20 protein-coding genes and 1 pseudogene are annotated in these 23811 nt (G+C 61.1%); 10 read left to right on the top strand and 11 right to left on the bottom strand.

Translation table 11 applies throughout. From position 1 onward, the window contains the following. Window positions 1-104 precede the first annotated feature (104 nt). The 3 genes from M1R55_RS25085 to M1R55_RS25075 form a co-directional block, all read right to left on the bottom strand. Entirely contained in the window at window positions 105-1121 is a 1017-nt protein-coding gene (locus M1R55_RS25085) for a WD40 repeat domain-containing protein (RefSeq protein ID WP_249396027.1), read from the bottom strand. Between the two features lie 155 nt (window positions 1122-1276). Then, on the bottom strand, window positions 1277-4927 hold the full coding sequence (locus M1R55_RS25080; protein WP_249396026.1) for an NPCBM/NEW2 domain-containing protein: 3651 nt from the start codon (window positions 4925-4927) through the stop codon (window positions 1277-1279). Window positions 4928-5185: 258 nt separating this feature from the next. Further along, entirely contained in the window at window positions 5186-5863 is a 678-nt protein-coding gene (locus tag M1R55_RS25075) for a sugar transferase (protein WP_371827317.1), read from the bottom strand. Between the two features lie 340 nt (window positions 5864-6203). Here M1R55_RS25075 and M1R55_RS25070 point away from each other — a divergent pair, with 340 nt between their 5' ends. From M1R55_RS25070 to M1R55_RS25050, 5 genes are all read left to right on the top strand, one after another. Next, window positions 6204-6344, top strand: a complete 141-nt coding sequence (locus M1R55_RS25070; RefSeq protein WP_249396025.1) for a hypothetical protein — start codon at window positions 6204-6206, stop codon at window positions 6342-6344. 131 nt (window positions 6345-6475) lie between these two features. Further along, window positions 6476-7996 carry a hypothetical protein gene (locus M1R55_RS25065; RefSeq protein ID WP_249396024.1) on the top strand — a complete coding sequence of 507 codons (1521 nt, stop codon included), beginning with the start codon at window positions 6476-6478 and terminating at the stop codon, window positions 7994-7996. Next, window positions 7993-9981 carry an AAA family ATPase gene (locus M1R55_RS25060; RefSeq protein WP_249396023.1) on the top strand — a complete coding sequence of 663 codons (1989 nt, stop codon included), beginning with the start codon at window positions 7993-7995 and terminating at the stop codon, window positions 9979-9981. Before M1R55_RS25065 ends, M1R55_RS25060 begins: the two co-directional genes overlap by 4 nt. Before the next feature lie 100 nt (window positions 9982-10081). Further along, complete coding sequence (locus M1R55_RS25055; protein ID WP_249396022.1) at window positions 10082-11083, top strand: aldo/keto reductase; 1002 nt, start codon at window positions 10082-10084, stop codon at window positions 11081-11083. A 127-nt stretch (window positions 11084-11210) separates the two neighbouring features. Beyond that, window positions 11211-11705 (top strand): hypothetical protein, encoded by a 495-nt coding sequence (locus M1R55_RS25050; RefSeq protein WP_249396021.1) that lies wholly within the window; start codon window positions 11211-11213, stop codon window positions 11703-11705. 295 nt (window positions 11706-12000) lie between these two features. Here M1R55_RS25050 and M1R55_RS31990 read toward each other — a convergent pair whose 3' ends face one another. Together M1R55_RS31990 and M1R55_RS25040 are read right to left on the bottom strand one after the other, a co-directional pair. Continuing rightward, window positions 12001-12912 carry a ParB/RepB/Spo0J family partition protein gene (locus M1R55_RS31990; RefSeq protein WP_305880281.1) on the bottom strand — a complete coding sequence of 304 codons (912 nt, stop codon included), beginning with the start codon at window positions 12910-12912 and terminating at the stop codon, window positions 12001-12003. Continuing rightward, window positions 12909-13682: an AAA family ATPase gene (locus tag M1R55_RS25040; protein WP_249396020.1), complete on the bottom strand. Its 774-nt coding sequence runs from the start codon at window positions 13680-13682 to the stop codon at window positions 12909-12911. Before M1R55_RS25040 ends, M1R55_RS31990 begins: the two co-directional genes overlap by 4 nt. 239 nt (window positions 13683-13921) lie before the next feature. Here M1R55_RS25040 and M1R55_RS25035 point away from each other — a divergent pair, with 239 nt between their 5' ends. Together M1R55_RS25035 and M1R55_RS25030 are read left to right on the top strand one after the other, a co-directional pair. After that, the gene (locus tag M1R55_RS25035; protein WP_249396019.1) at window positions 13922-14695 is read left to right on the top strand and encodes an FAD-binding domain-containing protein; all 774 of its coding nucleotides are present in this window, start codon (window positions 13922-13924) and stop codon (window positions 14693-14695) included. After that, on the top strand, window positions 14692-15213 hold the full coding sequence (locus tag M1R55_RS25030; protein ID WP_249396018.1) for a hypothetical protein: 522 nt from the start codon (window positions 14692-14694) through the stop codon (window positions 15211-15213). The genes M1R55_RS25035 and M1R55_RS25030 overlap by 4 nt, the downstream gene beginning before the upstream one ends. 52 nt (window positions 15214-15265) lie before the next feature. On the opposite strand, the gene M1R55_RS25025 is transcribed toward M1R55_RS25030, so the two are convergent. Both M1R55_RS25025 and M1R55_RS25020 read right to left on the bottom strand, forming a co-directional pair. Then, on the bottom strand, window positions 15266-15805 hold the full coding sequence (locus M1R55_RS25025; RefSeq protein WP_249396017.1) for a phytanoyl-CoA dioxygenase family protein: 540 nt from the start codon (window positions 15803-15805) through the stop codon (window positions 15266-15268). Between the two features lie 44 nt (window positions 15806-15849). After that, entirely contained in the window at window positions 15850-16227 is a 378-nt protein-coding gene (locus M1R55_RS25020; protein WP_249396016.1) for a phytanoyl-CoA dioxygenase family protein, read from the bottom strand. A gap of 112 nt (window positions 16228-16339) precedes the next feature. Between M1R55_RS25020 and M1R55_RS25015 the strand changes: the two genes are divergently transcribed. Together M1R55_RS25015 and M1R55_RS32445 are read left to right on the top strand one after the other, a co-directional pair. Further along, window positions 16340-16786, top strand: coding sequence for a cupin domain-containing protein (locus M1R55_RS25015; RefSeq protein WP_249396015.1), 447 nt, complete (start codon window positions 16340-16342; stop codon window positions 16784-16786). Beyond that, window positions 16690-17091 (top strand): annotated as a pseudogene (locus M1R55_RS32445) (helix-turn-helix domain-containing protein); the annotation flags it as partial. The gene M1R55_RS25015 and the pseudogene M1R55_RS32445, both read left to right, overlap by 97 nt. Window positions 17092-17172: 81 nt before the next feature. Here the strand turns inward: M1R55_RS32445 and M1R55_RS25010 are convergent. From M1R55_RS25010 to M1R55_RS24995, 4 genes are all read right to left on the bottom strand, one after another. Next, the gene (locus M1R55_RS25010; protein ID WP_249396014.1) at window positions 17173-18588 is read right to left on the bottom strand and encodes an MFS transporter; all 1416 of its coding nucleotides are present in this window, start codon (window positions 18586-18588) and stop codon (window positions 17173-17175) included. A gap of 205 nt (window positions 18589-18793) precedes the next feature. Next, window positions 18794-20062 (bottom strand): VWA domain-containing protein, encoded by a 1269-nt coding sequence (locus tag M1R55_RS25005; RefSeq protein WP_249396013.1) that lies wholly within the window; start codon window positions 20060-20062, stop codon window positions 18794-18796. A 143-nt stretch (window positions 20063-20205) separates the two neighbouring features. Beyond that, window positions 20206-20991 carry a MerR family transcriptional regulator gene (locus M1R55_RS25000; RefSeq protein ID WP_249396012.1) on the bottom strand — a complete coding sequence of 262 codons (786 nt, stop codon included), beginning with the start codon at window positions 20989-20991 and terminating at the stop codon, window positions 20206-20208. Between the two features lie 75 nt (window positions 20992-21066). After that, window positions 21067-22032 carry a transcriptional regulator gene (locus M1R55_RS24995; RefSeq protein WP_249396011.1) on the bottom strand — a complete coding sequence of 322 codons (966 nt, stop codon included), beginning with the start codon at window positions 22030-22032 and terminating at the stop codon, window positions 21067-21069. Between the two features lie 432 nt (window positions 22033-22464). Between M1R55_RS24995 and M1R55_RS24990 the strand changes: the two genes are divergently transcribed. Next, window positions 22465-23760: an ABC transporter substrate-binding protein gene (locus tag M1R55_RS24990; protein ID WP_249396010.1), complete on the top strand. Its 1296-nt coding sequence runs from the start codon at window positions 22465-22467 to the stop codon at window positions 23758-23760. Window positions 23761-23811: the final 51 nt, after the last annotated feature.

Genomic DNA, 23811 nt, shown 5'->3' with positions numbered 1-23811 from the left:
TTCTTGATGATCGCCCAAGTCTTCATCCCGGCCTCAAAAGATTGAGTTGGCACGTTGCTGGGAAGATTCATCGTGGGACGGCAGTATCAGCAACTTTCGCACGTCTACTCTCCTCCACTCCACTGCCAGACCCTCACTGTTTTATCCAACCCGCCACCCGACGCCAAGACTGCGCCGCCCGGTGCAAACGTCAGCGCCCGGATGGGGGCCGTATGGCCGAGGAAAACCCGCATGCCGACTCCAGTGCTGGCATTCCAGAGCCGGATCACACGGTCTTCTCCTGCCGCGGCGATGGCGGTTCCACCGGGCGCGAACGCGAGGGCGGCAATGGGAGCGGCACTCGGCAGGGTGCGGGCCAACTCGCCGCCCGGCAGCGTCCACACGTTGAGGGTGGTGTCTGCGCTGCCCGTGACGAGCTGTTTGCCACTGGGCGCGAACGCGACCGCCGTCAGGTCATCGGTGTGGCCCCGCAGGGTGCGAGTTTCGCGGCGGGCAGCCACATTCCACAGCCGGGCAGTGTTGTCGCGGCTGGCACTCGCCAACACGGTTCCGTCGGGACTGTAGGCGACGGCAGTGACAACGTCGGTGTGGCCCAGGAGGGAGGATTGCAAGCGGCCACTGCCCACATCCCATAGCTTCACGCTGTTGCCCGCGCCCGACAAGGCCGTATTGTCGCCGCTGCCGCTGGCAAGCTGCTGTCCATCGGGGCTGAAGGCGAGCGACGTGACGTAATAGGTGTCTGGGTTGAGCGTAAAGCGCAAGCGGCCTGTGCCTATATCCCAAATGCGGATACGGCCATCGCTGCCTGCCGAGGCCAACAGTTGGCTGTTGGGGCTAAAGGCGAGGGCTGTCACTGCACTCTGGTTCGGGAGAGTGCGGGGGGCCACTCCTGAAGCTTGAGGCCGCAGCCTGATCTGACCCGCGCCGTTTCCTGTGGCGAGCAGTTGCCCATCCGGAGAGTACGCGAGGGCCAGAGCCGCACTGCCGAGGTGGAGGACTTGGGGCAGCGTGGCCGATGGTGAGGCGACCTGCGCCACGTTCAGAGCTGCTGGAGCACAGCCCGCGCCCAGCATCAGCGTGAGACACAGCAGTTTGGGCCAAGTGTTGCGAAGGGTTGACATAGGGGAAACCTCCTTACGTGTACAGGGGTCTGTCTAAGGGTCCAGGGTATAAGCAACCCATGCGCAGTTCACTGCTGTAAAAACCCGCGCCGCGACTCCCGAGAAGGTGAGTGGCGGCGCGGTGGGCGGGGCGAGAGGGAGGCGGTCAGGTCAGGTTATTTGACCCGCACCAAGGTCAACTTGCCTACGCCCGTCTGCTCGTCGAGTTGGGCGACGTACAGGTGTCCGGTCGACCGGTTTTCGGCCAGGTCAAGTGGGTTGGGCGTGAAGTTGTTCAGGCCGGTCACGAAGGTCTGGGCGGTGATGATGTCCAGATTGGGGCCACCGGGCGTCAGCACCACGATGTCTTTGCCCGCACTGTATCTCACGACCAGCAGCTTGTTCCGCAGGGCGGATGTAGGGGCGTTGGTATATTCCTCGATCACGCCGTTGGCCGAAGCATGCTCGCCAAAGTCGTAGGCGAAGCCGCGCCAGTTGCGGTCAGGCATGGTACCCACCGGGTAGGCAGCGACTTCGGCCTTGTCGGTGCCTGCCGTGGGGTTGCCACCGTTTTGCACCCACTCGCAGCGCAGAGGGTTGGGATGGCCGTAGTAGCCGCCAGGCAGAACCCGGAACAGGAAGTCGTGCTGCACGGTTACGCTGGTCAGGCCGGGGACGGCAGGGCCAGTGTAAGGGCCGTCGGAGCGGGTATTACAGGCGGCGGGCAAGGTGGCTGGAGTGGCCGGGGTGTTGCCGCCTGCCGCCGAGCCGTTGGTGGGCACGTACAGTTGACCGTTGGTATGCCACACCATGTCGTAGGCGTTGCGGATGCCGCTGGCATAGATGGTGACAGGTGCGCCACCAGCGTAAGGGTTGTACAGGCCGCCGTCCGAAGTCTTGACGCTGATGGGCGGCGAAGGAATCTTGTTCAGGTCGACGCGCAACAACGCGCCGCTGAGCAGGCGTTCGGGGCGGTTGCCCCAAGCGTTGTCGGGTGCGCCCATAGCCGTGTTGCTGCCCTGAAGCACGTACAACGCGCCTGCATCGTTGGGACGGAACGAGATGCTGTTGGTCTGGTGGTCGCGGATAGAACGGGGCAGGCCCACCACGTAGTCCTGCACGTTTTCCAGATTGGGGCCGCTGAGCTTGGTGATCTTGCCGCTCCAGTCGGGCGAATTGGCTCCACCATCCCAGAAGTGGTTGTTGCTGATCCACATGATCAGGTTGTCGGCAGTGGCCGCCGGGTCAAACTTCACGCCGATGATGGTACGCGGCCCACCGTTGGCCGTTTGTACGGACGTAATAACCTGCGGCGCAGTAACTGTGCCGTCCGGTTGAACGCCGAAACGCAGGATTTCTCCGGTCAGGGTGGCGGCGTACAGCTTGCCGTCCGGTCCCATTTCGACGGTGGTGTAGGGCATGACAGGTACGTTGGGCAGCGCGATTTGCTCGAAGGCCACGCCGCTGGTGTCGGTAGACGTCGCCCCGGTCACGAAGGAGGAACGCAGGGGCAAGAAGGCCGCGCCATTGAGGTCTTTGAGCTCAGAGGTGATCTCGAAGATGTAGCGGGAGTTGGCCTGAAGCGCGGAGGTGGGCTTGATGACCACCGCGTCGCCGCCGCCCGATGTGTTGACAGTCGCGGGAATGATCTGGCTGGTGCCCGGATCGATCAGGTGCACCGCTGCAGAGGTGAGGGTGTTCAGGTCGATGGCATTGTTGGGCAAGTTCACGTCGGCGGTGACCGACACGCCGGGGTCGACCATGGTCTGGTGATCTTGCGGAGAGTAGCCGCGCACGCTGGGACGGTCTCCGGGCTGAATGACCACGTAGTTCAGCTTGGTGTTGGAGCCGCCGGTCGCGTCAATGGTCAACCGTCCGTCGGTCACGGTGGCCAGCAGCGTGCTGGACGTGAATTTGCGGGCGGCAATGGGCACGAAACGGGCAATGGCGAGCTTGCCTTCGATGTTGATCTGGTGGGCACTGTCGAAGCTGTTGCTGGCGTCGCCTACGCTGACGGTGACGCTGTAGACGCCGTTGGGCAGCGCGTATTCCCACGCGGCGGGCGTGCGAACCGCCGTCGCGTTGGTGACACTGTCCGGAAACTGCATGTGCATCATCGTATTCAGGCGGGCATCTACGCCCACGAGGGCGCGGTCGCGTGAATTGGGCGTGATGTCGATGGGGACGCCCGCGCCTGTGCCTACGCTGGCCTGTGTAATCCAGCCAAAGCCGCGTGCCGCGTCGTAGGCCGCGCCTGCATCGGCGGTGTAGCCCACGGGCTTGATGGCGTTGGCGGGCTGGAAGTTGACCTGAATGCCGCCCGCAGGCAGAGCTTGGGCCGCGTTGACTGTAATTTGGGCGCTGCCCGACTTACTGGGATCGAAGGTGGAGGTGGCCGTGACGGTGGCCGTGCCTGCAGTGACCCCCGTGATCAGACCGGTTTGGCTGACCGCGACGACGGCAGTGTTGGTGCTGGCCCAGGTGACGCCGGGGTTGTAGCTGCCCTGTCCACTGACTTCGGCGCTGAGTTGCTGGGTTCCGTTCACGTTCACGTTGACGGGGGCTGGGCTGACAGTGACGCTGCTGACCGCAGGCTGCACGGTGGAGCAATTGATTTTCGCAGCAGCCCAATTCCCGTGGTCGAAATCGACGCCGTTGCCGCCGTCAGTCACACGCAAGGTGAGTTGCTGCTTGCCTGCCACGTTCACATCCACCGAACGTGCCGGGTCTTTGCCGGTCATCACGCCGCTATCGAACAGCAAGGCTCCATCGGCCAAGACCTGAAACACAATGCTACCCCGGTCGCCCACTTCATCGTCGACGCCCACTTCGGCGCTAAAGGTGGAACAGGTGCCGCCCAGGGCGTAAACCAACTGCGAAGCCGCATGAACGCCAACGCCTTTGGGGTACACCGTGCCGCCAATGGTCAGAGGACGGCCATCGCCTGCCGGACGTTCGCCGTTGCTGGCATTCATTTCCACTGGCCCGTAGCCGTTGGTGGCCGACAGGGGCGTCAACTCGCTCAACAGCTTGTCGCCGGAAGGCTGAGCCGTGCTGCACGTCACTTTGGCGTCGGCCCAGTCGGCATGATCGTAGTCGATTCCGTCGCCCGCGTCAGTTACCACAATACGGAGGCTCTGCACACCGCTGACATTCACACTGATGGGCTTGGCCGCGTCTATGCCGCGCATGGTGCCGGAATCGTAGAGCAGGGTGGACACTCCGTTCCAGACCTGAAAGGCCACGCTGCCCCGGTCGCCCACTTCGTCGTCCAGACCTATTTGAGCGGTAAAGACTGTGCAGGCTCCGCCCAGCGCGTACCGCACGTCTGATTTGGCATGCGCACCCAGACCTTTGGCAAAGGTTTTGCCGCCGATGGTGAGGGTCAGGCCGTCGCCAGGCGTATTGGTGTTGTTGCTCTTGTCGATTTCTACTGGCCCGTACCCGTTGGTGGCTGAAGTCCACGTCATGTCGCTGAGCTGCGTATCGGTGGGGGTATCGAGTGCCGACAGGCCCACGCCGCGCCAGGGATAACCGAAGCCGCCAGGATAGGGGTCATTGGCATCGGACTCGTCAGACCAGGAATAGTCGGTGCCGCTGGCGTAGGGATAAGTGGCATCTGGGCCTGTAGTTCCAGTGCCAGTGGAAGGCTGCGAAGAACACGCGACCAACGTGGCCCCGATGAGCCAGAGCAGACCGAACCGCGCTGCCCTGCGGGAAGAGAATCGGCGCGGTGAGTGCTGAGCCAATGGATTTGAGACGGATGGAGACTCGTCCGTTAACTGTTGCGCCACAGGCCCGTGCGCTGTCGAATTTCGTTGACCCATTTAGGTTCCTCCAAGAGCATTTACTCCCCTCATGGGGATGCATGAGCGAGTGTGGCGAAAGGGGCGCTAACCTAACGTTTCGGGCGTCTGGCAAATGCGTTTGATTAAGGCGGTTTTAAGAACATCATTAAGGCCGTGGCCTATTTATCAGCCGGTTCAGCCTTCTGCACATTGCAGGTTAAATGTGGAAAGGGAGGCTCAGCAACGCAAAACAAAAGTCGCCCGACTTGCAGGGCGACCTCTAAACGTTTCTAGCGGCTAATAAGCTCCAGTACTCCCCAACACGACTTTGACGGTGCGGACCAGAATAATCAGGTCAAGCTTCAGCGACCAATGCCGCACGTAATAGGGATCCCACTGTTCCATGCCCCGGTTGCCTGACGCCGAACGCCCCGACACCTGCCACAGTCCGGTCATGCCGGGGCGCACCCGCTGGCGCGTCAACTGCACATAGAGGGGAAGTTCTTTGGCGTGGTAAACGGGCAGGGGCCGGGGGCCGACCAGCGACATCTGGCCCTGCAACACGTTGATCAATTGAGGCAGCTCATCAAGGCTGGTCTTGCGGAGCAGGCGGCCAATTCGGGTGATGCGTGGGTCGTGCCGCAGCTTGTGATTGGCCTCCCATTCGGCCCGCAGCTCTGGATTTTGGTTCAGAGTGTCTTGGAGCAGCTGTTCGGCGTTGGGGCGCATGGTTCTAAACTTCCAAGTGGGAAACAGCGAGCCGCCCAGGCCCACCCGGTCTTGCTTAAACAGTGGGTCGGCGCGGTCTTCCAGCCAAATTAGGGCCGCAACCAGGCCGCAGAGGGGCAGCCACATCGGTGCCGTAATCAGCACGCAGGCCAAATCCAGCGCCCGCTTGGCTATCAGGGCCAACGGACGGACAAGGCTACGAACCGTAGACAGGCCCAGCGCACTCCCCACTTCATGGTTCCTCATATCCATCGGGTTCTCCTGCTGGAAACCAAAAGAAACCCAGGGCACAGGGTGGGCAGCGGGGCGGCGTAGGAAAAGCCAGCAACACTGTCTGCAACGGCTCTCGCTCTGTAGAAAAATAATGTATTGGGGTCGCTCGGCATTCATCGCTCCTCAAGCTCAACTTGGATGGCCCGGCAAATCGGGGGGTTGTCCAAAGCCCTTATGAATGCCATGCTGCCTATTGGCTCGTTACTCAAACGTAAAAGTATGTTTTGGCAGCACGCTCGGCTCAGCGTGGGCCTTCTGGCAGCCCATTTATGTTGCTGATAAACATGAATAGCCCCTCAGATGTCATAAGGACATGACTTGGCGGCCTGCTCAATTTGGATACGTGATCAAAGGGCTGTACTGGGCCAATGGCGTGCGGAAAGTGGAGAGCAAGGTCGCGGCGATGCCTCGCACCAGCGACTCCAGCACCAGCTTTAACAAACGCTGGTGCTGACTTTGGATGAAAATCAGACGGCAAGTGCCGGATTGGAGACGCGTCTTAAAGCTTTGAGGTGTGTGCCTTCACTGCGGCGAACGGTCAGCGGTGGGCGTTGCCCTAGCCCCGTGCGCTAGTCTGTGGGTTCATTGAGCTTGCCTGCCGCCCTCTCCCCTGCCCCGCCCACCCCTGAAGCTTACGTTGCCGAAGAACGTGGGGTCTTTTTGCCTACCAGAGGCCACATCAGTTTTGTGGGCCTGCACGGTCAGCCCTTGGAGAAGCCGCAGGTGGACAAGCCGGGCGCGGGCAAAAGCGAGAACAGCCAACGCCTGCCCTATATAGAAAGTCTCACGCCGTACGGCGTGCAGGTGCGCCTGACCGACTGGGTGGGCCGCCTGACCTTTACCACCGAGTCGGACGCGGGCCGGGTGCGGCATCCGGTATTGGTGTATCCGGCCAAATTGCACGAACAACCGGAACAGGCTTTTGCGGCGCTGGGCCGAATGGCCGACGCCCTGCCGGAACTGGGCCAGCGGCTTAATTTTCCGCAGGGTCTCTTGTCGGCTGGCAGTCAACTGACAACCCCCACAGGCTCAGGCCCGGAAGCCCCGAAATTGCTGGAGTGGGCGGGGCAGGCGTGGCAGCTGTGGCAACTGGCGCGGCGGCGGCCCCAACTGGTGCAGGGGCACGGACAGCGCGTGCAAGGAGATGGCCACGTGCCTGACCGGGTCGATTGGGATCTTACCTTCGAGCATTGGGGCCGGGGCGGGTTTCCCGGTCATGTGGCCCGCGACCTTGCCCCGCCCTGGCCGCCAGCGGCTACTTCTGCCCTGCTGGACTTGTGGGACGCCCTGAGTGCTGCGGCTCAGCGGTTGCCCCAGCCCGCCGAGCGCACACTGCTGCTGACGCGTTTTGCTGTGGCCAAAGCCACCCTGGCCGGAAAACGGGCGGGCGGGCAGCTTGCCCCCAACGGTGCTGTTCGGCTTCTGGGAGGCCGTACCGTTGCCACACTGCCCGACCCACTCGCCCGCCAAGCCGCGTCGCTGGCCGAACAGGTGCGCCAGTGGTCGCCGCATGCCACCGGCATTCCGGACGGCCACACCCGCATGGCCGAACTGTACGAACTCTGGGCGCTGGCCCGCCTGACGCAGGCCCTCGGCGCAAGCAGCGGTGAATTCCAGCGAGACAGCACAGGTCTTTTTACCGGGACGTTTCGGGGCAACGGCGTCACGGTCACCCTCAATCCTCAACTCAGTTTCCGGGGCATCGGACAAGGCTTGCAGTTGCTGCGCCCCGATCTGCTGGCCGTGTTCGATGATGGGCGGGCGCTGGTGGCCGATGTCAAATACCGCCCCCTTGACCGCCTAAATCCCCAGCAGCAACGCGAGATCAATGACCAGTTGCTGCGCTATATGGGGCTGTCCCATGCGGCCACCGGACTTATTTTGTGGCCGGGCCGGGCGGACACTGGGCGGCCTTCTCACCTTGACGGCAACGCAGGAGAAACAGAACCTCAGCCCACGCCTTACAGCCCTGCACAGGCCCTGCACATCAATCCTCTTCCCGGCGAGCGTGCCCGCATGGTGCGCGTCCGGCTTCATCCCAACGATCCTCATGGGGCACTGCCTGTTCACTTACGCACCCTCGGCTTTCCCGGAGTTTTTGCATGACCACCCCACGACCCGATCCGCCCTGTTTCATGACCGTATTTGCCCAATTCAAAATTGCGTTCGACGCCTTGTTTCACCTGCCTGCCGAGCAGCAACGGGCAGTCGAAACAGCGGCCTCGGCAGCCGATTGGATCACCGATTCGGGAGGCGCACTTCTCTCGCCTGCGCTGCCGCTGAGGGTGCCGAGCGCGTCTGTGCCACACGCGTCTGCGTCACAGGATTCGCAACAGGCCGTGGAGTTTCCCTGGGCAGATGAGGGATCGCGGGCAGCGGCAGCGGCGGCGGCTCAACTGCACCTGTTGGTGTGCGACGTGATCAGCGAATCGGCGCGGGGGCCAGACGCGGTGCTGCGGTTTTCGGGCCACGTGGCCGATGACCAAGGGGGGCCGCTGGCTATGTTTGCTCCTGCGCCGCGCCCGCTGCTGTTGGCCGCCGAACGCTGCGCGCGGCAAAGCCTCCTGGGAAGCCTGACCAAAACCCGCGTGCTGGCCTACCGCGCCGTTCCCTTTTCGGAACGTGTGTTGTCTCTGGAAGCCTTGCTGCGCTACTTGCCCCGCAAAAAACAGGTGGCCCTGATCAAAGACGTTGCGCTGTACGAGCATCACTTGGAGCGCCGGGGGGACGGGTTTTTGCACCAGTGTCAAGTGCGGGCCGCCTACAGCGAACACGGCAACAGGCCGCAGCACAGGCAACCGCTCGGCAGCAGCCTCAGCAGCGGCCTGTTGTTGCACGCTCTTAGCGGCCCGGCCCTGCCTTTTGCCAAGATGGAAGGCCAAGCGCCACCGCGCCCCAGTCTGGACGCCCGCAACTTACTGGAAAATTTGCTGAGGCCTGCACCCGTACCCCTGAAAAAAGCGCCAGAGTCAGCCCAAGCAGAGCCAGTCAGCACGGATACTGAAGTTGTTCTCTCCGTCAGTGTCGAACCTGTTCCCCTCTCCACACCAGAACCAATTTCAGCAGTGCCACTCTCTGTAACCCAGCCGCAGGCAGAGCCGGACCCGTTGGTGCCACCGCCTGAGCCAGTCTTGCCGGAACCTGTGCGGCCCAAACCTGTCCCCACGCCGCCCGGCCTCTGGGACGACCTTCAGGAGCGCTTGATCATCGACCCGGACGTGCTGGATACGGCGCGGGTGTCCCTGAGCTTGGCCCGCCCCTTGCTGCTCGAAGGTGCGCCCGGCACGGGCAAAACGCTGCTGGCGACCCTGCTCGCAGAAGCCCTGTGCGGTTCGGGCAACTTTACCTTGGTCACCGCCGACGCCCGCTGGACAAGCAGCGACGTGCTGGGCGGCCTCAAGGTAGCTCCCGGTGACAGTCTGCGTTACCAGTTTCAACCCGGCATCGTCACGCGGGCGGCGCAGCGGCACCACGACAGCATGCAGAGTTCCGGGCGGCCCCACGCGCTGATCATCGATGAATTTAACCGCGCCCACCAAGATGAAGCCTTTGGGCGGCTGCTCACCCTGCTCGACCCCGAATACCGCAGCCGTATGCCGCTGGTTTCAGAGGCAGATGGCGCGCCCGAAGCCGTGTATTTGCCGCCAGATTTCCTGTTGATCGCCACCATGAACGACGCCGATGTGGGCCGCCTGCACGAAATCGGCGCGGCTCTGACCCGGCGCTTCATCACGTTGCCGCTGACCGTGCCGCGCGAGGAACGGGCTTTCTTGGAGCGAACTCGGTCAGCAGTGTCCCGTGTTCAACTTGATACGCTCTACGCTTTTGTCGGCACAGGACAAGCCGCCGAAGACCGCGCCACCCACCGTTTCCGCGCTTACGTCACGGTGGGCACGCATTTTATGTGCGAGGCATTGGCACTGGCCGGAGCAGGTCTGACCCTGGATGACGCCCTCAAAACGTTGATCCATCCTCATTTGGCGGGCCTGACCCGCGCTGGGCTGGCCGCGCTGCACGGCACAGCTCAGCAGTTGGAGCTGCCCCGGTTGGCTGCCGAGTTGCAGGCAGCGGCAGAAGCCGCGCTGTTTTAGGCGCTGGCGACTGGCCCAAGTCGCAGGGGCTGTATGCGTATAAGATTGAGCCGAACTCTGTCTACTCGCCACGAAAACCCTCACTCTCTAAGGAGTTCCGATGACCCTTCCCGTGTACCAGGCCGCGCCGCAACGCTACGACTCCATGACTTACGGGCGCACTGGGCGCAGCGGCCTAAAACTCCCGGCCATTTCGCTGGGGCTGTGGCACAACTTTGGGGGTGCAGACCGGCTGGAACAGGCCCGCGCCATCTTGCACCGGGCGTTCGATCTGGGCATCACGCACTTTGATCTGGCCAACAACTACGGCCCACCTGCGGGCAGCGCCGAGCAGACCTTTGGGCAGGTGTTGGCGCAGGATTTGCGGCCTTACCGAGACGAACTGATCATTTCCAGCAAGGCAGGTTACGACATGTGGGCTGGGCCGTATGGCAATTGGGGATCGCGCAAATATCTGGTGTCCAGCCTCGATCAAAGCCTGGGGCGCATGGGGCTGGAGTACGTCGATATTTTTTATCACCACCGCCCTGACCCAGAAACGCCACTGGAAGAAACGATGGGCGCGCTCGATTACATCGTCAGGAGCGGGCGGGCGCTGTACGTGGGCATCAGCAACTATTCGCCGGAAGGCACGCGGGAAGCGGCGCGAATCTTGCGCGAACTCGGCACGCCATGCCTGATCCATCAGCCCAAATACAGCATGTTGGAGCGTGCTCCGGAAGCTGGGCTGCTGGAGGTGCTGCGCGAAGTCGGCATGGGCAGCATCGTCTTTAGTCCGTTGGCGCAGGGTCTTCTCACAGACAAGTATCTGCACGGCATTCCCGCAGGTTCCCGCGCCGTCGCGTCAGGCCGGTTCCTGCGCCCCGAACACGTGACTGACGCTGTGCTAGAGCGCACCCGGCAACTGAACGCCTTGGCCGCCGAGCGGGGGCAAACGCTGGCACAACTGGCCCTCGTGTGGGTGCTCAGACATCCCGAAGTGACCTCGGCCCTGATCGGCGCGAGCAGGCCCGAACAGATTGACGACGCGGTAGGCGCACTCCGCAACCGCGAACTGAGTGCAGAAGAATTGGCACGAATTGAGACGATTTTGGGATCTTAACAGTTCAACTTGATGCTTACTGCCTGCGGCCTCCCCCACCAATAAACCCTATAACCCCCCCCAAAATCACTGGCCAAATGCAGAGAAACTCGGCCCATCGGCAGCGTCGGGCGCGTAAGGTATAGCTATGATGGCGTCCCTGATCATCGCCGCAGTACTGTTGGGCTTGTTTGTTCTGCTGAGGCTCGTCGTCCGCCAGAACAACGCCAAGTCGCGGTCTCCTCTCCCCAAAACGCCCCCGGTCATCCAATCGGGAGTCAAGGTTGTTGCTCAGCCTCCTGTTCAGGCTCCCGCGCCCGATTTCCGGACTCCGCCCGGCACGGCCGACCTCGACGATGTGGATGCACTTCGCCCAGAAATCGACGCTTCGGCGCTGGCTTCTACCCGCTTGACCGTTACGCAAGTTGTCCCCGATGGAGTGCTGGCCGACGCCCTCCTCGACGCCACGCCAGCGCAATTGCAGCACCTCTTTGCTGCCGTTCCCGACAATGTCTTGGCCGAAGCTTTGGGCCACCAGAACACCACCCAGCAGCCCATTAAGGCCGCCGACCTGGCGCAACTTAAAGGCATCGGTGACGCTGTAGATGAGCTTGATTTCTGGAACTTGTCAGATAAATCTTGACTTGTTGCTGGAAGAGTTAGGCGAGTTTGGACAAGGGGGCAAGAAGGACAGACCGGATTAGGTTGGGTGGTTACTAAATTTTTCTTGCTAGACGACCTGTTTTGAATTTCCCGAAGTCTTTGTTCTTCGCTGTGTCTCAACTGCACTGGGTCTATGCCTCAGTTGTCCCAATCAAGCGCGGCCCGCCTCAGCTCTAGGTCTGAAGCGGGCCGCGTTCCTTACAAATTCTTGCCCGGACACGTCTTGAATTACGTAATTCAGAGTTGATGAGACGCCTGAGGGCGCTCCTGCCACTCTACTTCAGCAGGTCGTTTAACTCCTCCATCAACTTGAAGGCACGCACCCGCCGAGCCTCACTGAGCTTGGAGAGCCGCCGAACCGAAATGTTCTTCCGCAGTTGCTCTGAGACAGGCTCGGTCTGAAGTTCCGGTTTCAGTTGGGCGATGGCAATTCTAAGGTCAGCGTGGGTGAGGTCTTCGACCAACACCCGCCTGAGCAGGTCGGCATGGTGACGCTGCGGAGCGCGGGAAATCAGCACGGCTTTGCTGTAGTCAAGGCGGCCCGACTGCACCGCTTCAATCAAAGCAACGGGGAGTTGCAGCGCGGGCAGGCCGTTGGTCACAAAGGAAGTCCATTGCTCACGGCCCAGTTCTCCAAACAGTTGTTTGAGGGCTTCGACCTGTTCCGGGGCGCTTTCCGGATCGCTGCGAAGATGCTTAAGCAACACAACTGCGGCGTCAACGCTTACGCCACAGCGGTGGGCTACCAGATTCAGTTTGGCGGTCACTTCGTCATAGCGGTTGAGGTCTTCGCGTTGCAGATTCTCGACTGCCGAGATGATGTCAACTTCTTCTGGCGATAGGGCGCGGATGAGGACAGGCACAGTTGTCAATCCTGCTTGTTGCGCGGCACGCCATCGCCGTTCTCCATACACGATTTCGTAGCGTCCGTCTTCCAGCGGGCGAACCATCAGGGGCTGCAAGACACCTTGTTGCCCAATACTTTGGGCCAATTGCTGCAGCGCCGCCGGATCAAAGTAGCGGCGGGGTTGGCGTGGATTGGGCTGAAGCAGTTCGGCAGGCAGGCTTTGAGGCGACTCTACCGGAGCAGGCAGGTCGGTGGGCGAGCCGGAAAACTGCAGCGAACGCGTCAGCAAGTTGCCCAGCCCGGTGCCCGTGGCCTTGGCTTGAAAGCGGTTTTTGGTCATGCTTCTTCTCCGAATGCCTGCTTAATTTCGTTCCAAATTTCCGTGAATTGGCCAAGTTCGGTGGGGCACTGACCAAAGACTTTTTCGTAAGCACTGAGCGATTTAATGACCGTATTCAGACGGGCGTGGGCGTTCAGTGCGTCGTTGGCTTCGTGGGCCATGGCTTTGCGGGCGTCGAACCGATTCAGCACAATGGCATAGTTGAAATTTTCCAAGGCGGCGGCTAAATCGGTGAGGAGTTCTAGCGTTGTCGCCAAGCGGTCTACGTCCATGCCCGTCGGTAGCACCGGCACCAGTACGACATCAGCCACCGTTGCGGCACTTTTAAGGATCTCGCGGTTGTTGGGCGGCGTGTCGATAATGACGGTGTGGCCCGATTTGGCAAGGTCACGCGCCTGCCGCATCAGCGTATTGCGCTCGGCTGGAATCACGTGGAAGGGCAGTTCGATGCCGTCTGCCTGCGCGTGCTGCTGCCAACGAAAAGCACTGACTTCTTCATCGGCATCAAGCACCACCACATTGTCTTGCTCGAGTGCAATAGCCGCTGCAAGGTGCATGGTCAGGGTCGTTTTGCCCACCCCGCCTTTCAAACTGGTCAGGGCCACAATGCGCGGCGTTTGCTGTGGAGGAGAGACAAGTGTCGGCACCAATGTCGCCACCGCCTGCCCATGCTTGGTAATGACCAAAGCTTGCCCACTCTGTTCGACTTCCCGAATTCGTTCTGGCAGTTCTTCACGCAGCGCCCGAATTCCCACGGTTTTTCGGCTCATGGGCAAAGTGTACACAGAGCGGGCCAAAATCCCAAGCTCTGAATTACGTAATTCAGAGCCGACTTGGGATGGGGGTAGCACCCGAACCACTTGACCAACAGACTGCCCGCAGAACAAGAGTAACTGATATTTCAACCCTTGAATTACGTAATTCAAGGCGCCCTGAGCCTTCCTCGTCGAGCCGTATACCCTGCCAATTCTTACAAAGCACCTCCGCCTAGACCGCCAGACTAGAAACCATGACCCAGATTCCCACCGATCTCACCGATGAACAAATTCCCAAAGAATTGGCTCTGGCACTGGCCGGAATGTACAGCGGTGAAGCCCGGTTGCCTGCCCGCACAGGTGGCCGGACGGCTGGGTTGGCGGCCCTCCGTGCCTACAATCCCAAGGACTACGCGGCCCGCAATCATTTATTGGCTCCTATTTCGCGGCTCTCCATGTACCTGCGTCACGGCATGCTGTCGCCCAGAGAAGTCGCCGACCATATCCGCGCCCGGGCAAGGGGCACCGACCGTGAAGAGGGGCTGAGACAACTGGCCTGGCGGGAGTTTTTCTGGCTGGTACTGAAACAGAAGGGACAGGCCGTATTGGAGAACTTGGAGGAGCCGAAATACCGCGCCGTCTGGTCGCCCGAGCTGCCCAACGATGTGCGCGAAGCCCACACTGGGTTGCCGTGTGCCGACGCCTGGATCACGCACCTCAAAGAAGACGGCTATATGCACAACCATGAGCGGATGTGGTTCGCAGCGTACCTGATTCACTGGCGGCGCGTGCACTGGAAAGCCGGCTACGACTTTTTCCGCGAACATTTATTGGACGGCGATCTGGCCAGTAACGCCCTGAGCTGGCAGTGGGTGGCAAGTACCTTTAGCGGCAAGCCGTACATCATGAATCAGGCCAATATCGAAAAGTATTCGGCGGGCCGCTGGTGCGAAAGTTGTACCGCCGATTGTCCGTTTATGGGTAGCTACGAGCAGTTGCAAGAAAAGCTGTTCGGGTGGAGGGCATGAGCGCGGTGGTGTGGATCCACGGCGACAGTCTCTCTATCACCGACCCGGCCCTAAGCGCCCAACCGGACGCGCCTGCACTGTTCGTGTTTGACCGCCCATTCCTGTCCAGCCACCGAATCGCCTTTCCCCGGCTGGCCTTTATGTACGGCGGCGTACGCGATATCGCCGCTGCACGCCTGGCCCGCACCGAAATTCGGGCCGGCAGTGTGTCCGAAGAACTGGCCCAGTTTGCGCGGAAACATGGAGCCACCGAACTCCACGCCACCGAAAATCCGACCCCAGAATTTGGGGCGATCTTGCAGGGCGTGCACGAACGTTTTCCGGAGTTGAAGGTGGTGGTGCATCCCGCTGAACGCCTGACAACTTTTAGCGGCCCAGTCACAAAATTCTTTGGATTCTGGAAGAGGGTTCAGGGCGAAGTGTTGGGCGGGGGCGACCTGTTCAGGGGTGTAGAACTGCCGCTCAGTCAGGAATCCACCAAACCCCAGCGCGATCACCGCAACCGCTGGCGGAAATAGTGACATCTAGAGAGGCCTGGCTGACCAAGCCCGCGCCCCTGTTAGACCACCTTTACTGATCCAACTTGACATCCCCAGCGCTGCAATACGACCCCGGTGTGTGGGACAAATGAACAATCCGCAGTTCCTCCTGCTCCTTGCCGAGGCTGGCTGGAGGGAATTCCGGCGCGGCCTGCCAGTCAAACTGAGGCTGTTCCGGGGCGGCCTCCTGATGACGCTGAAGTGCCAGCGGCAGGAGGCGCATCCGGCGCTCTGTCCATGCTGCGTCCCAGGGGCCTTCCGCCGCAATCTGCTCGGCAGCGCGGAACTCGTAGTAAATGGTGCGGCGCAGTTTCTTCCCTTCGGCTCGCTCGGAGCCGTGGACAACCACCACGTCACGCAGCAACACGTCACCGGGTTCCATTTCTACATAGATACTGCCGGGGGCGTCCCAGCCGTAGTGCTCAGCCAATTCGCATACGTCAGCGGGCGCGGTCTGGCTTCCTGGAATGACGCGCAGGGCACCGCCACCCGCCCGCGATTCATCGAGATATAAGTCGTAATTGAAGATGCGCCAGCGTCGGGGATGCACCGCGTCTTGGTGCCAGGGCACCTTTTCACCGTCCCCCTCGAATTTGAAGACCATACTTTTGTAGGTCAACCAAAATTTGGCCCGCAGAGGCTCTCGGCCACGCCCAGCACTCCGGGGCTGCCCAACAGTTCCAGCGACACGGGTTCTCCCTTATCGTGAACGTAATCGACCCGCCACATCACCCGGCCTACTTCCCGCTCGGCAAACAGAGGATCGGAATTCTTTCCGCTGTCTGCCAGGCCGCGCTCTATCCAGCGTTGGCCCGCCGCCTGAAGCCGCGTGAGCAAGTCACCCCTGACCCAATGTCGCAAGACGAGGTAGCCGTATTCATCAAAAAGTTGCACCTGTTTGGCATTCAGATGAAACAGGGAAAGCGGTGTGAGAGAGGCGGACGAGACAGAAGAAGGCCCAGGAGAAGTGGGCACAGGGGTCAAAGCGGTCATAGTGGGCCTCCGGTGAAGCAGTGAGACAGCAGTGGGGTTGAGCCTCAAAATAAAATGCTCTGGCCTGAAAGTCGTTCGGCTTTTGAGCCAGAAGTTCCGGTATTCTCAGAGCGTGCCTGCCCACGTTGCGCCGCCAGAGCCGGAAGAGGTCTTTGGATTGGCCTGCTGGCGCGGACAGCCGGGCGCGATGACCGCCTTTCACCGCCACCGGGAAATAGAACTGAATTTGGTGTTGCGCGGCTCGCTGACCTACCTGATCGGGGGCCGCCGCCTGACCGTCAGCGCCGGGCAGTTGGCCCTGCTGTGGGCGGCCATGCCCCACCGCCTGATGAGCAGCGACCCCCAAACCGAGGTGTTTTGGCTGACGGTGCCGCTGGGCGACGTGCTGACTAGGTTCAGGCGATGCTGGGCGGACAGGCGGTGCATTCGGAAGCCACCGACGCCAGCGATCAGGGGCGCTTTATGGGCTGGGCTGATTTGCTCCGCACACCCAGTTGCGACGAAGCACGGCGAATCGTGCTGCTGGAATTGGAAGCGCGGCTCAGGCGATTGGCACTGAACTGGAGGGCAGCGGCCTACACCGGAAAACCCAAACCCTTGGCAGGCGTCAGTGCAGCCGATCATGTCGAACGGATGGCCGCATGGGTGGCCGAGCAGTATCAGCAACCCCTGAAAGTGGCCGACATTGCTGGGGCTGCCGGGCTGCACCCGCACTACGCCACCACGCTGTTTCGGGCGGCCCTCGGCGTGGGCCTCAGCGAATACCTGACCCAATCGCGCATCGCCCACGCCAAACGCCTGCTGCTGACTACCGATTTGTCTGTGCTGGACATCATGCATGAAGTTGGGTTCCAGTCGACCAGCCGCTTTCACGAGGCCTTTGTGCAGGCCTGTGGAATGTCTCCGGGAGTATTTCGGCGGGGAGCTCAGAGCACAACGCGGACTCTAGTTTTTCGCCACCAAGCGCGCCGCCACCACCCGCGCCAAGACTGCGCCCGACAGCGTGACCGCAAACGCCAGCGCAAACGCTGTACTCAGCGGCGCGGCCCGCGCAATCAGTGCGCCGCCTGCACCTGCGGCCAATGCCACCATCAAGACCTCTATATTTGCCAACTGGCCGGACAATTCGCCCGTGCCCTTCCCCTCAGTATCGGCGCTGGCGAGGGCAAATAGGCTGTTGCTGTTGTAGCCGATGCCCATGCTCAGGCAAGCCACGAACCAGCCCACGTAGGCGCTCCAGAGGGGGAGGCCGCCCAACACGCCAGCAGTAGTCAGCAGCAATCCGGCCACCACGCCGAGCATGCCCGCACGCACACGGGCCGGGCGGGTCTGGGGGCCAAATCTCTGCTCCAGCCGCGCCTGCGCCCACGATCCCAAGGTCCAGGTGGCCCCGCCGATACTGAGCAGGCCGCCCGCTTGCGTAAGTGTGAGGCCGCGCAATTCGTGGAGGGCCAGCGGCAAAAAAGAATTGGTGCCCAGCAGCGCAAATGCCGCCAAGCCGCGCACCGCAAGTGAAGCAGGGAGTCCGCGCCGCGCCCGCCACAGCCCTGCCGGAAACAGGAAGCGTGAAGTCAGGGCCACACCTCCTGCACCCGCAAAAATGAGGGTCACGCCCCAGAAATCAGGACGGCGCAGACCTTCTATTAGCGCGCCGGACGCCACCGACAGCCCCAGCGCAGGCCACAGCACCCGGCGACTGATCAAGCTGGCTGACCCAGTTGCACTCTGTTCAGGTAAAGATTGCCGGAGCGGAAGCACGCACAGCGGCGCACCCAGCACCAGCACGGGCAACAGTCCCCAAAATACGGCCCGCCACGACCAAGCATCGGCAATCAGGCTGGCAATCAGTGGCCCGGTCAAAGCAGGAATCAGCCATGCACTCGATACCGCCGCCAACATGCGGGCGCGGGCCTGTTCGGGATAGCGCGACGTGATGACCGCAAATGGCAGCAGCCCTAGCCCGCCCGCGCCGAGGCCCTGCACCAGTCTGCCCAGCACAAACGCGGGCATGTTGGGGGCCAGGCCTGCTATCAGCAAGCCCAGCGCAAACACCACCAAAGACACGCTGGCCCCCACCGCCAGCCCACGCCGATCAGACAGCAGGCCCGTAAATACTGCTCCAAATAAACTGGACAACAGGAAAGCGCTGGACGCCCAGCCGTAGAGGGCCAGGCCCTGCAAATCGTCGGCCACACGAGGCAAGACTGTGCTGACTGCCATCGCTTCGAACGCCACGATGAGGACGACCAGCAGCAATCCGGCACTGAGCGTGGGCGGGACAGTGTTGGTCACCGTTGTGGGTTCGCCCGATGGAGTCAGGGTAGGCGGTGGAGAGGAACGGGCAGCACGCACGGCTGGCATCTTTTCACACCAGGGCCAGGTGGGGGTACAACTCTGCGGCAATCAGAAATTGTGTGACAGCAATCAGAGACTGTGTGACAAAGGACTGAGCGGGAAGACTGAAGAGCAGCCTAGCCGCCCAGTCTTCCCGCCCTAATCCAGTGTTTATTTAGCCCAGTGTTCTAACGGTTCGGTTCCCGCGTGGAGCAGAGTTTGTTTACAAGGATTACTCCTTGCTGCGGCTGCGGTTGTAGCTTTGACTCAGGGCACGTTTGCGGGTGAGGGTCTGATCGATGTCGGCATTTACGGCCAAATCATTTAGGGCTTGCGACTCCTGCTGCGCGACAGGTGCGGTCATGCTGGACGCATATTCGGCAAAGGCGACCCGGCGTGAATACAGGGCACGCTGCGCCCCCTGCACGTTTCCGGCGTCGAGCAGATGCACGGCGTCCTGCTTGGCACGGGCATTGTGCAGCAGTTGCTCGGCCAACCTGACAGCGCGGTCTTCGGGCAGGGCGGCGTAAGCGTCGGCACTCAGCACAGGCAGATTCAGTTGCACCCGCTGGCTGCGGCGTACTCCGTTGCGGCCCGTCCACGCCAGCCGGATTCGGGTCACGCCCACGTCAGAGCCTTGCTCTTGGGCAGGGACTTGCAGCGTAAACACCACGTCCAGCGGGTGCTCGGCAATCAGGTTGGGCAACTGCGAACGGCCCAGATCGTTGCGGGTCAGCGCGTTCAGCACGTCCACTCTGGACACCTGCAAGGCCGGGTTGGGTTCCAGGCCGAGGCTGACGGTATGGCCCACCGTCCGCGAAAAGCCCTGTAACTCGGCGGCAAAAAAGGCGGGCAAGGCCCCGGCGTCCTCGATATGTTCAAAGTTGCCGTCTCCGGCGTCGGCCATCGCTTTTAGCAATTCCTCCTGGTAGTCGCGGCCCAGCCCGATGGTGCTGGTGCTCACGCCCCGCGCCGTCAAGCCGCGTACATGCCCCACGATCACGTCTATCCGCGTTTCACCGCAGTTGGCCTGGCCGTCGCTCAGCAGCAGTACGCGGTTCAGGGCTTCCGGGTTCAGATGTTGGGCGGTCAGGGTGGCTCCCTCCAGCCAGCCCGCATGCAGCGCCGTCATGCCGCCCGACGTGATGCTTTCTACTGTGCGGCACAGCGCTTCTGGGTCGGTCACCAGTTGCGGCGCGATCAGCAGTTCTACGGTGTCATCAAAAATTACGACGCTCAGGCGGTCTTGGGGTTGCAAAGCACGAATAGCCGTTTGCGCCGCCTGCCGCGCCATATCGAGGGGATGGCCGCTCATACTGCCGCTGCGGTCAAGTACCAGCGATAAATTGATGGGCGCACGCGCTCCGGCACGCAATTGGGGCGCGGGCGGCGTAATCCGGGCCAACACTGTCAGTTCATGCGCCTGACCCGCTGGCAATCCGGCCTTCAGCGGCAAGAGTTCAATCTGGGGCAGGTGGGTGGGAGCAACAGGAGTAGGCATAGCAGACCTCCAGAGTGGTCGGGCAAGAGGGTCAAGAGGGTGAGGCAGGGAGGTGAGCGGAGGCGTGGGCAGCAGCCTGAAGCCACTCCTCTGGAACACCCAGAGTCTACATCAACAATCTAAATTGTCAACAACCTAGAATGTTAAGCTTCGCCCTCTCCCTGCATGTCCTCAGTGTGAGCTGCGCCCGCGTCATTGGCTGACGCCCGCTGGCTCTCCCGCTGCAAGACAAGCAATGACGCCCGAATTTCATTCATCAGCGCGTCCCATTGTCCGGACGTCTGCGGCCACGCCAGCTTGCTCCTGACTTGCAGCTCTAGCCCACGCCGCACCTCTAAGCGGGTGAGGGTCTGCGGCTTGCGGTACGGCGGGGGACTGGAGGATGGGCGTCCCGTGATGCCTGCTATCTGTTGGGGCGCAGACTGAAAGAAGACCAGAGGCGCGTTGTCCTGCGGCGGGGCAGGGGAGAGGAGTGCAGGAGGCAGGGCCGATCTTTCGCGAATTCTGTTCAGGTAAGACAAGGCTTCCGTGTCCGGTTGGACTGGTTGCGCCTTGTGCTGCCGCTCACGCCTCAGGAGTCCGGTCTGTCCTTCCAGCCCGTCGCTGCCCTGCACTGCCAGCGCCGCCAATTCCTCTTCTGTGCGGTATTCCAGCGCCGACATCAGGACTTTGCCGCCCAAGCCATCGGCCATCAGACGGCGCAGGGCCAACAATTCCAGCAGATGCCTGCGGGTATAGCGGGCTTCGCGACCCTCCCGGCGCGGCGCACTCAGCAGCCCTTGCGTGGTGTAATGCCGCACCAGCCGCGCATTCACCTCATCTTTAGGCCGCGCCGAGCGGTCTTCTGGGAGCAAGTACAGCAGCCGCGCATTGGCTTCGTCTACAAGTTGCTCTATGCCGCCTGCCCAGTCGCCTGCTACGTCCAACATGGCCGCAGGCTAACAGGAAAGCGCTCCGCCTAAACCGGAAAGGCTCAAACGGGGCCGACCTGGATCAAAGCGCCCTCAGCGCACGCTGACTTTAGGAACGTCGTTCGGAAATACGTAACTCGTTCTCATGACGATGTCTTGTTCATAATTGCCGAACTTGCGACCAAACAAATTGAGGCCGGAGCAGTTGCGGGCATCAGGTTTGACACCAAGGCGCACTTTAATCTGATTGGCCCCCTGAATCTTCAGGTCGTGCAGCGTCACGTCAGACAGGCGGTCGCCGTCTATATATGCCCCGTCTTCCGTAATGATCCAGTGTTTTAGCAGGCCGTGCGTGGTCTGGTCTTCATTCCACCAACGCGGTGTCAGGTGGGTACGCACACCACCAAAATCGCCGGGACTGGTAAAGGTGCCTACTTCTTGCCCATTGATCCAGAGCGTGATGTCCGACGGCCACTCCGGGTCATATTGCGGCGCTTCCGAACCGATTTCCATGCTCAGATCAAGTTTGTCGGGCGCGGCTCCATACGGCAGATTGTTGGGGAAAATGTATTCCACATAGCCTGATTTGCCGAACCACAGGATTTGAGCATAGACATGGTCGGGTTCGTACAGAGAGCGTGGATTGTCCAGCATCCCGATGATCTTGGTTTCGGAGGCGAGGCCGCACGTGGGCTGGGCCTCGATGTGGGCGTAATTGCCGATGGGCATAGACACCGTGACCAGATCAGGATTAGATTCCACGGCTGCGCCCGGAACCTTATAGATAATTTCATCGAAACGTTTAGAACACAGCTTTTGCGACCCCCGCGTGCCGGGTTCGTATTCCACCGAAATCAGCCCGGCAGCCTGCAACTGCTTGAGATTGAAATTGACGGTGGAGTGCGGCAAGTTCAGCGCGTCGGCCAGCTCGGACACGTTCATGACGTTGTGGGAGAGCATGCTCAGGATCAGCAGCCGAGTTTCGTTGGCAAGTGCCTTCAAGACGCCGAGGGCCCCTTCGCCCTCCAAAGTCAGTGTGCGGTTTCCAGAAGCAGGCATAACTTCTCCTTTTGAGAGGCGACTATAACAACATTTAGTTTCAATTGGTGGGATTCTGAGGGTCAGCCGATTTGATCAGACAAGCTCATCAAGAAATAAGTGCGTCCCACAGCCAAAACTTCCCAGCAGGCGCAGCTAAATTTTTTTACTGCTGAGTCAGTTAACGAAACATTTTGTTGACTTATAACAAAATAAGCTGTTAGTATCTCCTCACCAAGCGGTCACAACTCATGCAGAACACTCTGCGTTTTGGGAAGGAGGACATCTGATTTATTCCATGCTACGCGGGAGCAGCCCCGAAGGTGGCCAGAAAGAGATTTTGACCCTGATCTATCTGCGATACTTGGATACCCCGTTCACCCTGCACAGTTCGTCTGTGCCTAACTCTCGTGTACCCAAAGTTGTCTTTTCCTCAGTTTTAGGAGGCAGTCCATGAAACGATTTACCCTGACCCTTAGCTTTGCCCTGCTCGCCGCTACGTCCGCATCCGCCCAAAAGGTCACTTTGACCTACTTGCACGGCTTTACTGGCCCTGACCGCCCCGTGATGGAAGGAATGGTCAAAAAGTTCAATGAAAGCCAGTCCAACATCGAAGTGAAGGCGCAGGCCCAGCCCTGGGGCACCACGTGGCAGCAATTGCCCGCGCTGGTCGCCTCTGGCCGCGCCCCCGACCTGGTCGTCATCAACGAAGACCAGATCACTGGATTCGTGGCACGCGGGGCCGTGTCTCCTCTCACTGCCGCCGAAATGAAGACGGCAGGCATCGACAAGGCCAAGTTCTTCGGGCCTCTGTTCAAGACCGCCGACTACAAGGGCCAGTCTTACGGACTGCCTATTTCTAGCGTTGCTTACGCGATGTTTTACAACAAAGACCTGATGAAGAAGGTCGGCCTTGATCCCAACAAGCCCCCCCGCACCCGCGCCGAATTCCTGAAAGTCGCGCAGATGTGCACCGTGGACAAGAGCGGCAAGAACTCCACGCAGGCAGGGTTCGACGCCAAGAACCTGGACACGTGGGGCGTCAGCTTGTACAACAACTGGGTAGGCGCACGCGCCGCCTATGCCGCCATCTTGCAAAACGGCGGTTCGATGGTCAACAGTGGCCAGAACGCTTCGTTTAACTCGCCGCAGGCCATCAGCGCCGTGCAATTCCTGGTCGACCTGGTGCAAAAGCAGAAGGTCGCCCGTCCCAACAGTACCGAAGAAGCAGAATTGGCCGCTTTCTCTCAGGGCAAAGTCTGCATGTTCCCCAGCGGCCAGTGGTACCTCGACCGCTTCGAGACCCAGAAGATGAACTTCGGCGTGACCTTTATGCCGCGTGTGGGCGGCACGGCCAGAGACGCCGCATGGGGCGGCTCCAGCCACCTGACCTTGCCCAAGCAGCCCGCCAACTACAGCGCCGCCAAGCGCAAAGCCGCGCTTGAATTTATGGCGTGGCTGGCCCGCCCTGAGCAGAACCTGACCTGGACGGCTACGGGCAGCTTGCCCACCCAATCGGTTGTCGCCAAGAACCCCAAGTTTGAAAAAGCAGCCATCAGTGGCATCTTCGACCGCCTCGGTAGCGTGTACGCCACCAGCGGATTCCCCTGGGTCGGCCAAGTCATGGGGCCGTTCGACGCCGCGTGGGAAGCCGCTTACCTCGGTAAAAAGACGGTGACTAAGGCACTGAACGACGGCGTGGCCGAGTCCAACAAGCAGATTGAGCAAGCCCGCAAGAACTTCAACTGAGCAGAGCGGCCTAGCGTTCTGAGCCGGGAGGTTCAGAAAGGAAGTGGGAGC

Origin of the sequence: Deinococcus sp. QL22, assembly GCF_023370075.1 — a bacterium.
GTDB lineage: Bacteria > Deinococcota > Deinococci > Deinococcales > Deinococcaceae > Deinococcus.
This window is presented reverse-complemented; position numbering and strand designations above follow the sequence as displayed.

Excerpts from the sequence above, each read along its gene's own strand:
- M1R55_RS25075 (WP_371827317.1), bottom strand. The coding sequence starts at position 5,863 with ATGAGGAACCATGAAGTGGGGAGTGCGCTGGGCCTGTCTACGGTTCGT.
- M1R55_RS31990 (WP_305880281.1), bottom strand. The coding sequence starts at position 12,912 with ATGACCAAAAACCGCTTTCAAGCCAAGGCCACGGGCACCGGGCTGGGC.
- M1R55_RS25040 (WP_249396020.1), bottom strand. The coding sequence starts at position 13,682 with ATGAGCCGAAAAACCGTGGGAATTCGGGCGCTGCGTGAAGAACTGCCA.
- M1R55_RS25010 (WP_249396014.1), bottom strand. The coding sequence starts at position 18,588 with ATGCCAGCCGTGCGTGCTGCCCGTTCCTCTCCACCGCCTACCCTGACT.
- M1R55_RS25030 (WP_249396018.1), top strand. The coding sequence starts at position 14,692 with ATGAGCGCGGTGGTGTGGATCCACGGCGACAGTCTCTCTATCACCGAC.
- M1R55_RS24995 (WP_249396011.1), bottom strand. The coding sequence starts at position 22,032 with ATGCCTGCTTCTGGAAACCGCACACTGACTTTGGAGGGCGAAGGGGCC.
- M1R55_RS25050 (WP_249396021.1), top strand. The coding sequence starts at position 11,211 with ATGATGGCGTCCCTGATCATCGCCGCAGTACTGTTGGGCTTGTTTGTT.
- M1R55_RS25060 (WP_249396023.1), top strand. The coding sequence starts at position 7,993 with ATGACCACCCCACGACCCGATCCGCCCTGTTTCATGACCGTATTTGCC.
- M1R55_RS25080 (WP_249396026.1), bottom strand. The coding sequence starts at position 4,927 with ATGGGTCAACGAAATTCGACAGCGCACGGGCCTGTGGCGCAACAGTTA.
- M1R55_RS25055 (WP_249396022.1), top strand. The coding sequence starts at position 10,082 with ATGACCCTTCCCGTGTACCAGGCCGCGCCGCAACGCTACGACTCCATG.
- M1R55_RS25035 (WP_249396019.1), top strand. The coding sequence starts at position 13,922 with ATGACCCAGATTCCCACCGATCTCACCGATGAACAAATTCCCAAAGAA.
- M1R55_RS24990 (WP_249396010.1), top strand. The coding sequence starts at position 22,465 with ATGAAACGATTTACCCTGACCCTTAGCTTTGCCCTGCTCGCCGCTACG.
- M1R55_RS25000 (WP_249396012.1), bottom strand. The coding sequence starts at position 20,991 with ATGTTGGACGTAGCAGGCGACTGGGCAGGCGGCATAGAGCAACTTGTA.
- M1R55_RS25020 (WP_249396016.1), bottom strand. The coding sequence starts at position 16,227 with ATGACCGCTTTGACCCCTGTGCCCACTTCTCCTGGGCCTTCTTCTGTC.
- M1R55_RS25070 (WP_249396025.1), top strand. The coding sequence starts at position 6,204 with ATGACTTGGCGGCCTGCTCAATTTGGATACGTGATCAAAGGGCTGTAC.
- M1R55_RS25085 (WP_249396027.1), bottom strand. The coding sequence starts at position 1,121 with ATGTCAACCCTTCGCAACACTTGGCCCAAACTGCTGTGTCTCACGCTG.
- M1R55_RS25005 (WP_249396013.1), bottom strand. The coding sequence starts at position 20,062 with ATGCCTACTCCTGTTGCTCCCACCCACCTGCCCCAGATTGAACTCTTG.